Below are 12,981 nucleotides of genomic sequence, written 5' to 3' on the forward strand. Positions count from 1 at the left end.
TGACAAATGCGCTCGACGCGAGCCGTCGGGGCAGGTGGACTGGGGTCATGACGACGACATCTGGGGAAGATCTGCTTCCCGCCACGCGCCGGGCCCTGCTGCACAGAATCGCCACCGCCCAGGCGGACGGGCGGGCGCCGTCGTTGGTCGCGGCGGTCGTGCGGGGCGGGGACACGGTGTGGCACGGCTCCCGTACCTCCGTGGACGGGCACGGGCCCGACGAGAACGTTCAGTACCGCATCGGCTCCATCACCAAGACGTTCACCGCGGTCCTGGTGATGAGGCTGCGTGACGAGGGCCTACTCGACCTGGGCGATCCGCTGGAGAAGTATCTTCCGGGCACCGGCGCGGGGGAGGCGACGATTGCCGAACTCCTCGCGCACACAGGCGGCTTGGCCGCGGAGTCTCCCGGCCCCTGGTGGGAACGCACTGCGGGATCGCTGCGTCCTGAACTCGCCGACGTGCTGGGCGAGCACCCGCACCGGCATCCGGTCGGCCGGCGGTTCCACTACTCGAACCCCGGCTACACGTTGCTGGGCGCTCTGGTCGAGGCACTGCGGGACGCCCCGTGGGAGGAGGTCCTGCGGAACGAGGTGCTCGAACCACTGGGGCTGCACAGGACGAGCGGTCAGCCGCAGGCGCCCCACGCGGGTGGCTGGGCCGTACATCCCTGGGCGGACGTGATGCTTCCCGAGCCGACCGAGGATCTCGGCCGGATGGCGCCGGCCGGTCAACTCTGGTCGACGAGCGGCGACTTGGCCCGCTTCGCCGCCTTCCTCGCGAAGGGCGACGACCGGGTACTGGGCACGGATTCCGTACGGGAGATGCGTACGCCCTCCGCTCCGGCCGAAGCGGAGGAGGTGGCAGCAGGTGCCGCGTACGGCCTGGGAATGCAGATCCAGCACCGGGACGGCCGCACCCTCGTGGGGCACGGCGGTTCCCTCCCGGGCTTCCTCGCCGGGCTCATGATCAGTGTCGAGGACGACTTGGCCGTCGTCGTACTCGCCAACTGCACCTCGGGTCCGCCCGTGTCGACGGTGGCAGCCGACCTCGTCCGTATCGTCGCGGAGGCCGAGCCTCGGATTCCCGCGCCGTGGCGGCCGCTGCCCGAAGCCGACCGGTCCGTACTGGAGCTGACCGGACCGTGGTACTGGGGGACGCACGCCTTCGTGCTGCGTCTGACCGCCGGCGGGGATGTCACGCTGGGCCCTCTCGCGGGCACTGGTCGGCGCTCGCGCTTTCGGGCCCGGGCGGACGGGTCCTGGACAGGACTCGACGGCTACTACGCCGGCGAGCTTCTGCGGGCCGTGGAGGGCCCCGACGGGGCGGTGAGCCACCTGGACCTCGGCTCGTTCGTGTTCACGCGCCAGCCGTACGGAGAGGGGGCTCCCGTCCCGGGTGGCGTGGACCCCGAGGGGTGGCGCGGGATCAAGTAGCCGTCGATCGCGGCGCATAGCGGGGTGCATGACGAGGGGCGTCCTGTTTCACGTGAAACAGGACGCCCCTCGTCATGCCGGATGGGATTCGTCGTCGGCGGGACGTGCCTCAGAGCTGCAGCTTGAACCCGACGTGCGATGGCGTGAAGCCCAGACGCTCGTAGAACCGGTGAGCGTCTTTCCGGCTGGCGTCGGAGGTCAGCTGCACCAGCTGGCAGCCTTCGCTCCGGGACCGGTCCACGGCCCACTCGATGAAACGGGTCCCCAGGCCGCTGCCCCGCTCGTCGGCATGCACGCGGACGGCTTCGATGATCGAGCGCGTCGCTCCCATGCGGGCCAGCCCCGGGACGATCGTGAGCTGGAGCGTGCCGACGACGCGTCCCGCGCGCACGGCGACGACCACATGCTGGTTCGGATCTCCGCTGAGGCGTTCCAGGGCGGCCAGATACGGGGTCAGGTCGTCCGGCGACTCGCGCTGCGCGCCCAGTGGGTCGTCGGCGAGCATCGCGACGATCGCGGGGATGTCGTTCGCGAGAGCGGGGCGTATTTCAAGATCTCCCATGGCGGACAGCCTATGCAGCACGCACGCGGCGTCGAAGGCGCCCGTCGTGTGCCCCGCGGGCACGTGCGCCCGTCGCCGGCTTCTTCGCGGGGTGTGTCCGGCGCGGGCCCCGCTCGGCGCCGTCTGCTCCTGCGTCGGTCCGCCTACGCGGGGGTGGGCAGGCTCGCCGACTCCACGACGCGAACCAGTGGGGCCAACTCGGGTTTCGTGGCCGCTTCGTCCAGCGCCTCGCGCAGCGCTGTGTCGTTGGTGGGCCGAGCTTCCTCCAGAAGCTTGAGCCCTGCCTCGCTGACGTTCGTGTAGATGCCCCGACGGTCGGTGGGGCACAGGTAGCGCGCAAGCAGGCCGCGGTCCTCGAGCCGGGTCACCAGCCGAGTGGTGGCGCTCTGGCTGAGGACGACCGCGTCAGCGACCTGCTTCATCTGCAGATGGCCGCCGTCGCCGTCGTGCTGCCGGCTGAGGACGTCGAGGAGCGAGTACTCGCGCACGCTCAGGCCGTGCCGGGTCTGCAGGGCCCGTTCGATGTGCGCCTCGATCCTCCCGTGCAGCAGGGAGAGGGCGCACCAGCCCTGGGCGAGAGCGGTGAGCGCGGGGTCCGTCGCTGTCATGGCAATTCCTCCGTCCCGGAGCGGCTGACACCAGGATAGAGCACAGCTGCAATATCCTGCGCTTGCACTTAACCCGCGTGTGCAACTATTGTGAACGCACGTAAAGCGCTCCTGCAATCTTCTGGAAAGGGTTCTCCCCCATGCCTCTCGCGCTTCTGGCCCTCGCGATCGGGGCCTTCGGAATAGGAACCACCGAGTTCGTGATCATGGGCTTGCTGCCCGAGGTCGCAGGTGACTTCGGTGTCTCCATCCCCACCGCGGGTTTCCTCGTCACGGGCTACGCGCTGGGGGTCATGTTCGGCGCGCCTCTCATGACCGTCCTCGGCACCAAGGTGCCCCGCAAGCGGATGCTGATGCTGCTGATGGGACTGTTCATCGTCGGCAATCTGCTCTCCGCCGTGGCCCCCACGTTCTCCGTCATGCTGATCGGCCGTGTCGTCGCGTCGCTCGCGCACGGGGCCTTCTTCGGCATCGGCTCGGTCGTCGCCGCCGACCTCGTCGCTCCGGACAGGAAGGCCGGCGCCATCGCGATGATGTTCACGGGCCTGACCGTCGCCAACGTCGTCGGCGTGCCGCTGGGCACTCTCATCGGGCAGTCGGCCGGCTGGCGGGTGACCTTCGCGGCCGTCGCCGCACTGGGTGTCCTCGGCCTCGCGGGCATCGCCAAACTGGTGCCCGACATGCCCAGGCCGGAAGGCGTCCGACTGCGTCACGAACTGGCCGCTTTCAAGAACGTCCAGGTCCTGCTCGCCATGCTGATGACGGTCCTCGGCTTCGGCGGAGTATTCGCGGCGATCACCTACATCGCGCCGATGATGACGCATGTCGCCGGATTCGCCGACGGCTCCGTCACCTGGCTGCTCGTGCTCTTCGGCCTCGGCATGGTCGTGGGGAACCTCGTCGGCGGCAGGTTCGCCGACCGCGCCCTGATGCCGATGCTGTACGTCTCGCTGGGCGCTCTCGCAGTCGTACTCGCCCTCTTCACCGTCACGGCGCACAACAAGATCGGTGCGGCCGTGACCATCACGCTGATCGGCGCTCTCGGGTTCGCCTCCGTGCCGCCACTGCAGAAGCGGGTCCTCGACCAGGCGCACGGAGCCCCGACGCTCGCCTCCGCCGTGAACATCGGCGCCTTCAACATGGGCAACGCCCTCTCGGCCTGGCTCGGCGGCCTCGTGATCTCGGCCGGCCTGGGCTACACCGCCCCCAACTGGGTCGGCGCTGTCCTCGCCGCCGCGGCCCTGCTGCTCGCGATCCTCTCGGCCGCCCTGGAGCGCCGAGCCGACTCGGTTGCCCCGCCCGCCGTCGAGGCGGAGCCGGTGCAGTCCTCGAAGCAGCGTGCCCCCGTTCACAACTGAGCCGCCTGCCCGGCCGTCTCGCCCCTGTGCGGGCCCGGCACCCCTGTGGGCCACGCCGGCCGTGCGCGACCGGTCGTGAGCAGGCCGTCCCCGAGTCCGGGTGCGACGCCGACAGGCGGTCGTCCTCCGCACAGCACCACCCCGGCACCTCCCCACAAGGAGAAACCCCTTATGAGCACCACCACCGTTGCCCCGCTGACCATTCAGGACGCCGAGGCTCTCGTCACGGCGGCCCGTCGTGCCGCGGAAGCCGGCGACGCCACGGTCAGTGTCACGGTCCTCGACGCGGGCGGTCACCTGCTCGCCTTCCGACGTGACGACCGCGCGGTGTTGATCTCGGGCGAGACCAGCACGCGCAAGGCCTACACGGCACTGCAGCTCGACACCTCCACCGCGGACCTCGTCGAAGCCGTCCAGCCCGGCGGGCTGTTCCACACCCTGCCGACCGCGCTCGACCGCCCGCTCCTCTTCATCGCGGGCGGTGTCCCGGTCCACCGCGACGGCCGACTGATCGGCGCGATCGGAGTCGGCGGTGGCGCGCCGGAGCAGGACCACGCCGTCGCCACCGCTGCGGTGAAGGCCCTCGCCTGACGAGGTCCGACGCCTCAGGTACCTCAGGCATCTCAGGGAAGTCATGAGCAGCGAACCGCCTGTCCCGTACGGGACAGGCGCTTCGCTGTCGGTCGCTCGGCTCACCCGCCTGCAGCACCGCTCGCAGGCGATCGCACGGAGCAGAGCCGATTTCAGCAGGCAGCCGTCTGCTCAGTCCGTGGCCACCGTCAGCCCGCGGCCACGGTGAGCGGGGCGAATCGCCGCGCCCAGTCGCCGGGTAGCTCTCCGATGCCGTACGTCATGACCGCGTTGAAGCTCGTGGAGGCGAGCCCGCGTTCCTTCACCCAGGCCAGCAACTCCTCATGCCGTACGTCGATGTCGGTGCGCAAGGGACTGTCCGTGTGGGCCGCCAGTGAGGCGATGAGCGCCTTGGCCGTCTGCGTGTCCCTGGCGATCAGCGGGCCGACGACGTGGTTGTCAATGTTGGGCCAGGCAGCCGCGTACCCGGTGATCCGTCCGTCCTCCTCGGCGACACGCAACTGGTCGGCGAAGGCGGGAAGACGCGTGATCATGTGCGTGCGGTCAGTACCGAAGACCTCTTCGTCGAGTCGCAGAATCGCAGGGAGGTCCTCGGCCGTGGCCGGACGTGTGGGGACCTCGGGCTCCGGGCCGCTGGGAGTGAAGTGGCCGCGGACCATCTCGACCCGGCCGACGGCCTTGAAGCCAAGCTCTTCGTAGAGAGGACGCCCGTACGGCGTGGCATGCAGGGTCAGCGGGATGGTCCCCGACTCGGCCATCACATGACGCATGAGTCGGCGCCCGATGCCCTGGCGGGCATGCCGCTCGGAGACGAGCACCATGCCGATGGCTGCCAGATCAGGTTGGTCCTGAGGCCCGTAGGCGGTCACGACGCACGCGGCGACGAGTCCTCCATCGGGGTCGTCGATGCCGTACCCCGTGCAGGCCGCGAGCAGCAGGCCCCACTTGTGTTCCTCACGGGGCCAGCTCCGGTCCTCGGAGAGGTCTGCGCAGGCGGACAGATCGCGAGTCGTCAGCCGGCGGATGGACAAGGAAGCGGTGGAAGGAGTCGACACGCAGGTCAGGCTGTCTGACGGGTGCCCTCGGCGTCCACCGATTTGCGGGCGGCCGTACGGATCCTCTGCCCGCGTCGGGTCAGCCCCCAGGGCTTGAGGATCGAGATGACCGTCATGAAGAGATAGGCGGACAGTGAGACGACCGGGCCGAACAGGACGTCACCGGGGTCAGGCAGGGGCCCGCCGGCCGACACCGCGGTGACCGCTGAGTCGACCCCGGGGCGCAGCGCGAAAGCGGTGGCGGTGAGCGTCGCCAGGGTCAGCCAGAACTTGGTGTGGACCCACCGATGCCGGGCGAGCCCCCAGGGAGTGCCGAGGGACAGCAGCAGTCCGCTCAAGAGCGTGAGAAACGCCAGGGGGAGCAGGAGCCAGTCGGCGAAAATCTTCATGGCGCGGACGGAGGCTTCCGCGGTCTCCGCGGACCCGGTGGTGGCCGCGGTGACGCCCAGAGCGAGCAGCCCCAGCGTGAGCCCGAGCCAGCACGCGGACGCGGCTGCGTGGACGACGAGAGTGGCCCGGCGCGCGGGGCGACTTAGTTTCACGTGAAACACCGTGCCGGGCGGGAGCGTCCCGGACGTCTGCCCATGGGAGTAACTCCACGTACTAGCCTCGGCGTACATGGCGAGACTTCACCTCTTCGATCTGGACGGGACGCTGCTGCACGGCTCGTCGGCGCCTGTGGAAATCTCCCGGCAGCTGGGGCTGGCGGCCGAGGCCGTGGCGCTCGACGAGGCGATCGGGGCGGGGCTCATAGGCCCGCCGGAGTACGCGACGCAGGTGCACGCCCTCTGGGCGGACCTCACCGAGGCTCATGTGGAGGCTGCCTTCACGGGTGCCCCGTGGCTGTCGGGCATCGAGGATGTCTGGACGCGGATCAGGCGGAACGGCGACTACTGCGCTGTTGTCTCGCTCTCGCCCTCGTTCTTCGTGGAGAGGCTGACAGGGTGGGGCGCGCACGCGGCGTACGGATCACGTTTCCCCGCGGTGCCGTTCACCGAGCCGGTGGATCCGGCGGGGCTTCTGAGTTCGGTTGCCAAGGTGCGGATCGCGGACCGGCTCTGCGAGGAGTTCGGGGTGGGGCGTACCGACTGTGTCGCATACGGCGACTCGATGTCGGACAGGGATCTGTTCCAGGTGGTCCCGGTGTCCGTGGCGGTCAATGCGGACCAGCATCTGACGGGCCTCGCCACCCACTCCTACGTGGGGCGGGATCTGCGGGACGCCTATGAACTGGTGTGCGCTGCCCGGTAGCCGACGAGAACGACGGGTCGGTCAGCACCCGGTTCCTGACGTGAGGGAGGCGAATACCTGCGCGGCGCTCAGTGGTCGGTATGGCAGATTCCGGATTCTGCCCGGCCGGGTTCCCACGCCTCCCACCGGGGCGAACACAGAGCAATGCAGCCTAACGGGACAGAGAGATCGAAGACCCGCATTTCCGGTTATGTGACCGGGCGTTGAAGCCGGGTGGGATGCTTCGATGGCGACAATGCGCCCGATGCCACGTTCTCGGTGTGCTCGTCCCAGGGGGACCGGGATTCCGCGGTTCGCAGGGGCCGCGTCGCCGCCGAGGTGGAACGGGAGAAGCAAGGAGTCTGCGAGGGAAGAGGCATCTTCCGATCGAGGAGGTGCGCGTACCGACCGAAAGATGTTCGAGGCGAGGCACTCCATGGACGTTCCGGCCACCACATCGGCCGACAACGCCGTTTCTGGTGGCGGTGGGGACGACTGGTTCACGTCGCGCACACCGCCGGAGCCGCCCGCGGGTGGCGAGCAGGAGACGACCGAGGGGCGGCGCCTGGCCGCGCTGCGTCCCGTCGGCAGGCCGACGCCGGGAGATGGTGACGCGACACGGCGGCGAACGCCCCGGGGTGCCGAGCCCGCACCGAGCGCCGACCGGGCCGAAGCCGGAAGCACGCGCGCGGGAGGCCGCCACGCGGGCTCCCCGGCCGGAGGCTCCACCCGCGCCGGGCCCGGGCCCGCCGACGCCCCCGCCGGGAACCTCGTACGGACCGACGCGCCCGCCACTCCCGACGCCGTCCTCATCCGCCGCACCATGGCCGAGGTGGGGCCCGTGGCCGACAAGGTCACCTCGTACTTCTACGCGTTGCTGTTCGTCCGCCATCCCTACCTGCGTCCGCTGTTCCCCGCCGCGATGGACACCCAGCGGGACCGGCTGCTGAAGGCCCTGCTGACGGCGGCCGAGCACATCGACAACACCGAGGTCCTGGTCGCGTATCTGCAGAACCTCGGCCGCGGCCACCGCAAGTACGGCACTCGCTCCGAGCACTACCCGGCCGTCGGAGAGTGCCTCATCGGCGCGCTCAGCCGGTTCGCCGCGCCGGTCTGGGACAAGGAGACGGAAGCGGCCTGGGTCAGGGCGTACACGACGATCTCGCAGGTCATGATCGATGCCGCCGCGACGGACGAACTGCGCGCCCCGGCCTGGTGGCTGGCCGAGGTGGTCTCGCACGACCTGCGAACCCAGGACATCGCCGTCATCACCGTCCGGCCCGATCAGCCGTACCCCTTCCTCGCAGGGCAGTACACGAGCCTGGAGACCCCCTGGTGGCCGCGTATATGGCGGCACTACTCGTTCGCTTCGGCGCCCCGGTCCGACGGACTGCTGTCGTTCCACGTGAAGGCGGTACCGGCGGGCTGGGTCTCCGGTGCGCTGGTGCACCGGGCCCGCCCCGGCGACACCATCCGGCTGGGTCCGCCCGCGGGCTCCATGACCGTCGACCACACCACCGACAGCGGGCTGCTCTGCCTGGGCGGCGGTACCGGCATCGCACCGATCAAGGCACTGGTCGAGGACGTTGCCGAGTACGGACAAAGGCGCGCCGTGGAGGTCTTCTACGGAGCCCGGACCGATCACGACCTGTACGACCTCGACACCATGCTCCAGCTCCAGCAGAGCCATCCCTGGCTCGCCGTGCGTCCGATAGTCGACCGGCACGCCCATCTTCAGCTGCCCGACGCGGTACGCGACTACGGCCCGTGGAACGAGTACGACGCCTATCTGTCGGGCCCGCCCGGCATGATCCGCAACGGTGTGCACGCGCTCCGCGACATCGGCATCCCGTCGGAGCGGATCCGTCACGACGCGGTGGAAGAACTCGTCGCGACCAGGGCCTGACTCCGGCGGCACGGAGCTCACGGCTCGCCGGCTGCGGGCCCGGCCACGGACGACGGGCACAGGGCCCACGGTGACGCTTCACGGGCCGTGTGTGCCCGATTCGGGGTCCCGGCCCGCAGCCGTGCGTCTCAGCCCAGATCGGGCGCGTGCATCGCCCGTACGCCCTCGATGTTCCCGTCGAGATAGTGCCGCAGTGACAGCGGTACGAGATGGACGGAGGCGATGCCGACGCGGGTGAAGGGGATGCGCACGATCTCGTACTCGCCGCAGGGTTCGTCGATCTCGGGGCCGTGGCGCAGCGAGGGATCCATGGAGCCCAGGCGGCATACGAAGAAGTGCTGGACCTTGACTCCGCTCGCGCCGCCGTCCTCGCCGATGTGCTCGACGGTGTCGACGAAACAGGGCACGACGTCGGTGATCTTGGCGCCGAGCTCCTCGTGCACTTCGCGGTGGAGCGCGTCGACGACGGTCGTGTCCTCCGGCTCGACCCCACCGCCGGGCGTCAGCCAGTAGGGATCGACGCCGGGTTTGGTCCGTTTGATCAGGATCAGGTCATCGCCGTCCAGAAGGACGGCCCGGGCGGTGCGCTTGACCACGGGTCGGACGGTCATGGGAGGAATGTGGCCCGGTTGGTTCCACGTGAAACATCGTGGGGCTGACCAGGGGAAGCATCTTTGTCACGCCCAGTCGGTGGCGGCGCGCAGCAGCCACTCGTGCGCCCGCGCAATATGCGGCATGGCCAGGGTGCCGCTGCGTACCACCACGAAGTACGTGCGAAGCGGAGGCACCGCGGGTTCGGTCAGCGCCACGACGTCTCCCCGCTCCAGGGCCGGTCCGCAGAGATAGCGCGGCAGCACCGCGAGTCCCGCCCCGGTGGTGGCGCAGGCGAGTACCGCGCGCAGGTCGGGGACGATGACGGTGCCCGACGCGGCGGGCAGGGAGTCGAAGACAGAGGCCCAGTAGCGGGTGATGAACGGCAGCGACTCGTGCACCTCCACGACCGGCAGGTTCTCCAGGGCGGGCGCCCCCCTGTGCCGTGCCCTGGCGGAGCCGATACGGGTGGCCCAGCGGGGAGCGGCGACCAGGACAAGCTCCTCGTCGCAGAGCGGAGTCGCGGTGAGCAGAGAACCGCGAGGGCGGGCCGTGCTGATGGCCAGATCGTGATGCCCGGCGGAGAGTCCTTCCAGAGTTTCCTCGGCATTGCCGAAGGAGGCCCGCAGAGCGAAGCCCTGGCCGTCGTCGGCGATCAGCTCGGTGAGTGCGGGCAGCGCGCGCTCAGCGGTGAACTCCGGCGGTCCGGCGAGGTGGAGCGTGCGGATCGAGGAGTCCTCGTCGAGGCCGGTCTCGGTGATCTCCACCAGGGCGTCGAGATGCGGAGCAGCCTTGTGGGCGAGCTCGTCGCCGATGGTGGTGGGGGTCACCCCGCGGGCCTGGCGCAGGAACAAGGGGCGGCCCAGTTGCCGTTCGAGCGTCCGGATCTGTGAAGTGACGGCCGGCTGGGACAGGCCGAGCAGCGCGGCGGCGCGGGTGAAGGAACCGGCCCTGTGCACGGTCACGAAGGTCCGCAGCAGGGCCAAATCCATGGCGTTCCTTCCCTCTCCAGCTCCCCGGAAGCCTTCAACTATAAATAAGTCGATAGGTCTCTGTCGCTACCGTGATTGGACACTGACGCAGAGTCAACTAGCCTTGTTCGCGCGGTTCTTCGCGCGCAGAACCGGGACGGTCCGAGCCACGAGGGGGGAGGCTCGGACCGTCCGCCTTGCGCCACCTGCCTACTGACCGGTCGCTCAGCAGGCGTTCACGTCGCCGACCGGTCCAGAGCCTGCAGGACATCCGCCACCAGGTCCTCGGGGTCCTCGGCACCGACCGAGAAACGGATGAAGCCCTCCGGGACCGCGTCGCCGCCCCAGCGGCCGCGGCGCTCAGCCGTCGACCGCACTCCGCCGAAGCTCGTCGCATCGTCCACCAGCCGCAACGCGTCGAGAAAACGGTCGGCACGCGCGCGCGTGGGCAACGTGAACGACACCACGCATCCGAAGCGCCGCATCTGCTGCGAGGCGATCTTGTGAGAGGGGTCGCCAGGCAGTCCCGGATAACGGACGCCGAGATCCTCGGACCGGTCCCGCAGTGCCTCGGCGATCACCAGCGCGCTCGCGTTCTGCCGTTCCACACGCAGGTGCAGCGTGGCGAGCGAGCGGTGGGCGAGCCATGCCTCCATGGGCCCGGGGATCGCCCCGACGATCTTGCGCCAGCGCCGTACGGAGGCCATCGTCGCGGCGTCGCCACCCGAGACGTACCCCAGCAGGACGTCTCCGTGCCCGGTGAGCTGCTTGGTGCCGCTGGCCACGGAGAAGTCGGCCCCCAGCTCCAGGGGCCGCTGCCCGAGCGGTGTCGCCAGGGTGTTGTCGACCGCGACGAGACAGCCGCGCGCGCGGGCCGCCGCCACCAGCCGCCGCACGTCGCACACGTCGAGCCCCGGGTTCGAGGGGGTCTCGATCCACAGCAGCTTCGCGCCGTCCAGGACGTCGAGCTGGGCGTCACCGCCGGTCGCCGCGGTACGCACCTCGATCCCGTACGCCTCCAACTGTCCGCGTACGAGTGGCAGGACCTGGTAGCCGTCGCTCGGCAGCACGACCGTGTCGCCGGCGCTCAGCTGCGAGAAGAGGACGGCAGAGATGGCGGCCATGCCGGAGGCGAAGACGAGCGTTTCGACGTCGTCCCGCCCGGGCGCCTCCAGCTCGCCGATGGCGCGCTCCAGGTGGGTCCAGGTCGGGTTCTCGTCACGTCCGTAGGTGTACGGGCCGGTGGGATCGCCCGGCAGATGGAAGTGGGCGGCGAAGACCGGGCCCGGCAGGGTCGGCTCGTGCTTGACCGGCTCGGGCAGGCCCGCCCGCACCGCGCGCGTACCGTCGCCCGTTCCCTCGAAGAAATCCGTCATGCCGCCCGTCCCTCCACTTGCTCCCGCACAGCGGCGAGCAGACCGGGGCTCGCCGCCTCCACCATCTCAAGGCACTCCTCGAATCCGCCCATGCCCCCGTAATAGGGATCCGGTACGTCGAGGTCGTCGCCCGCGGCGGGGTCGTACGAGCGCAGCAGCCGGACCTTCTCGGCATCGGCCGGGGTGGGCGCGAGGCGCCGCAGGGCTCTGAGGTGCCCGGCGTCGAGAGCTATCACCAGGTCGAGCCGGGAGAACCAGCCGGTCAGGAACTGGCGGGCCGCGTGGCCGCTTTCGTAGCCGTTCGTCTCCAGCACGGAGACGGTGCGCGGATCGGCGCCGTCACCCTCGTGCCAGCCCCCCGTGCCCGCGCTGTCGACCTCGACCAGGCCGTCGAGCCCGGCCTCGGCCACCCGCGCGCGGAACACGGATTCGGCCATCGGGGAGCGGCAGATGTTGCCGGTGCAGACGAAGCACACGCGATAGGGCATCCGGGTCGCTCAGTCCGTGTCCGGGAGGACGACGTTCAGCGCCCAGGAGACGACCGAGATGATCAGGCCGCCCAGCACGGCGGTCCAGAAGCCCTCGACGTGGAAGCTCAGATCGAGCTTGTCCGCCAGCCACGAGGTGAGCAGCAGCATCAGGGCGTTGACCACCAGCGTGATCAGACCGAGCGTGAGGATGAACAGCGGGAAGGTGAGGACCTGCACGATGGGCTTGACCAGCACGTTCACCAGCCCGAAGACCAGCGCGACCAGGAGCAGGGTGCCGACCTCCTTGCCCGTGCTGTCACCTGTCAGGGTGATCTTGTCGAGCAGCCACACCGCCACTGCCAGAGCGCCCGCGTTGGCGATCGTCTTGACTACGAAATTCTTCATGTGTCTGATCGTGACAGACGAGATCGAACACGAGCAGCGGGGCAAGGGCGGACAAGGGCGATGAAGGCATTCCGGCTGGACGAACTGGAGGCGGAGCGCGCCGCCAACGACGGCGCCTACCTCCAGTTCCTGCGTGAGAAGAACATGTCGGTCGGCCTGTACGCGCTGGACGCGGGCACGCAGGACCCGCAGCAGCCCCACCGCCAGGACGAGGTCTACTTCGTCGTGAGCGGCCGTGCCGCGATCACGGTCGGCATGGAGACGACCCAGGTGGCCCGCGGCAGCGTCGTGTACGTACCCGCGGGAGTGGCTCACAAGTTCCACCACATCAGCGAGGATCTGCGGGTCGTCGTGGTCTTCTCTCCGCCGGAGAGCTGACGTCCGCCTCAGGGTTCCCTAGGGGACCGGTCAGGGGAGGACAA

At 69.7% G+C, this 12,981-nt stretch carries 15 protein-coding genes; 6 read left to right on the forward strand and 9 right to left on the reverse strand.

The features are described from left to right. Window positions 1–47: 47 nt before the first annotated feature. The gene (locus KUF83_RS24860) at window positions 48–1,436 is read left to right on the forward strand and encodes a serine hydrolase (RefSeq protein WP_217457144.1); all 1,389 of its coding nucleotides are present in this window, start codon (window positions 48–50) and stop codon (window positions 1,434–1,436) included. A 109-nt stretch (window positions 1,437–1,545) separates the two neighbouring features. On the opposite strand, the gene KUF83_RS24865 is transcribed toward KUF83_RS24860, so the two are convergent. Together KUF83_RS24865 and KUF83_RS24870 are read right to left on the reverse strand one after the other, a co-directional pair. Further along, the gene (locus tag KUF83_RS24865; RefSeq protein ID WP_217457145.1) at window positions 1,546–1,998 is read right to left on the reverse strand and encodes a GNAT family N-acetyltransferase; all 453 of its coding nucleotides are present in this window, start codon (window positions 1,996–1,998) and stop codon (window positions 1,546–1,548) included. Between the two features lie 143 nt (window positions 1,999–2,141). Then, window positions 2,142–2,606 (reverse strand): MarR family winged helix-turn-helix transcriptional regulator, encoded by a 465-nt coding sequence (locus KUF83_RS24870; RefSeq protein ID WP_217457146.1) that lies wholly within the window; start codon window positions 2,604–2,606, stop codon window positions 2,142–2,144. A gap of 140 nt (window positions 2,607–2,746) precedes the next feature. Here KUF83_RS24870 and KUF83_RS24875 point away from each other — a divergent pair, with 140 nt between their 5' ends. After that, a complete protein-coding gene (locus KUF83_RS24875) occupies window positions 2,747–3,964 on the forward strand; it encodes an MFS transporter (RefSeq protein WP_217457147.1) in 1,218 nt (405 codons plus the stop codon). A 171-nt stretch (window positions 3,965–4,135) separates the two neighbouring features. Further along, window positions 4,136–4,555: a heme-binding protein gene (locus KUF83_RS24880; protein ID WP_217457148.1), complete on the forward strand. Its 420-nt coding sequence runs from the start codon at window positions 4,136–4,138 to the stop codon at window positions 4,553–4,555. A 188-nt stretch (window positions 4,556–4,743) separates the two neighbouring features. Here the strand turns inward: KUF83_RS24880 and KUF83_RS24885 are convergent, their stop codons facing one another. Beyond that, window positions 4,744–5,610 (reverse strand): GNAT family N-acetyltransferase, encoded by an 867-nt coding sequence (locus KUF83_RS24885; protein WP_217457149.1) that lies wholly within the window; start codon window positions 5,608–5,610, stop codon window positions 4,744–4,746. Window positions 5,611–5,615: 5 nt separating this feature from the next. Next, window positions 5,616–6,152, reverse strand: a complete 537-nt coding sequence (locus tag KUF83_RS24890; RefSeq protein WP_217457150.1) for a DUF2269 family protein — start codon at window positions 6,150–6,152, stop codon at window positions 5,616–5,618. A 76-nt stretch (window positions 6,153–6,228) separates the two neighbouring features. Here KUF83_RS24890 and KUF83_RS24895 point away from each other — a divergent pair, with 76 nt between their 5' ends. Both KUF83_RS24895 and KUF83_RS24900 read left to right on the forward strand, forming a co-directional pair. After that, window positions 6,229–6,861: an HAD family phosphatase gene (locus KUF83_RS24895; RefSeq protein ID WP_217457151.1), complete on the forward strand. Its 633-nt coding sequence runs from the start codon at window positions 6,229–6,231 to the stop codon at window positions 6,859–6,861. A 394-nt stretch (window positions 6,862–7,255) separates the two neighbouring features. Then, the gene (locus tag KUF83_RS24900) at window positions 7,256–8,746 is read left to right on the forward strand and encodes a globin domain-containing protein (RefSeq protein ID WP_217457152.1); all 1,491 of its coding nucleotides are present in this window, start codon (window positions 7,256–7,258) and stop codon (window positions 8,744–8,746) included. A 128-nt stretch (window positions 8,747–8,874) separates the two neighbouring features. On the opposite strand, the gene KUF83_RS24905 is transcribed toward KUF83_RS24900, so the two are convergent. The 5 genes from KUF83_RS24905 to KUF83_RS24925 form a co-directional block, all read right to left on the reverse strand. Beyond that, window positions 8,875–9,357, reverse strand: a complete 483-nt coding sequence (locus KUF83_RS24905) for an NUDIX domain-containing protein (protein ID WP_217457153.1) — start codon at window positions 9,355–9,357, stop codon at window positions 8,875–8,877. 66 nt (window positions 9,358–9,423) lie between these two features. Then, window positions 9,424–10,329: a LysR family transcriptional regulator gene (locus tag KUF83_RS24910; protein ID WP_217457154.1), complete on the reverse strand. Its 906-nt coding sequence runs from the start codon at window positions 10,327–10,329 to the stop codon at window positions 9,424–9,426. 215 nt (window positions 10,330–10,544) lie between these two features. After that, window positions 10,545–11,684, reverse strand: coding sequence for a cystathionine gamma-lyase (locus KUF83_RS24915; protein ID WP_217457155.1), 1,140 nt, complete (start codon window positions 11,682–11,684; stop codon window positions 10,545–10,547). Next, window positions 11,681–12,172 carry a low molecular weight protein-tyrosine-phosphatase gene (locus KUF83_RS24920; RefSeq protein ID WP_217457156.1) on the reverse strand — a complete coding sequence of 164 codons (492 nt, stop codon included), beginning with the start codon at window positions 12,170–12,172 and terminating at the stop codon, window positions 11,681–11,683. Before KUF83_RS24920 ends, KUF83_RS24915 begins: the two co-directional genes overlap by 4 nt. 9 nt (window positions 12,173–12,181) lie before the next feature. After that, window positions 12,182–12,559 carry a phage holin family protein gene (locus tag KUF83_RS24925; protein ID WP_217457157.1) on the reverse strand — a complete coding sequence of 126 codons (378 nt, stop codon included), beginning with the start codon at window positions 12,557–12,559 and terminating at the stop codon, window positions 12,182–12,184. Between the two features lie 60 nt (window positions 12,560–12,619). Here KUF83_RS24925 and KUF83_RS24930 point away from each other — a divergent pair, with 60 nt between their 5' ends. Next, complete coding sequence (locus KUF83_RS24930) at window positions 12,620–12,937, forward strand: cupin domain-containing protein (protein WP_055610299.1); 318 nt, start codon at window positions 12,620–12,622, stop codon at window positions 12,935–12,937. Window positions 12,938–12,981 lie beyond the last annotated feature (44 nt).

This window comes from Streptomyces sp. BV286, assembly GCF_019090165.1.
GTDB lineage: Bacteria > Actinomycetota > Actinomycetes > Streptomycetales > Streptomycetaceae > Streptomyces.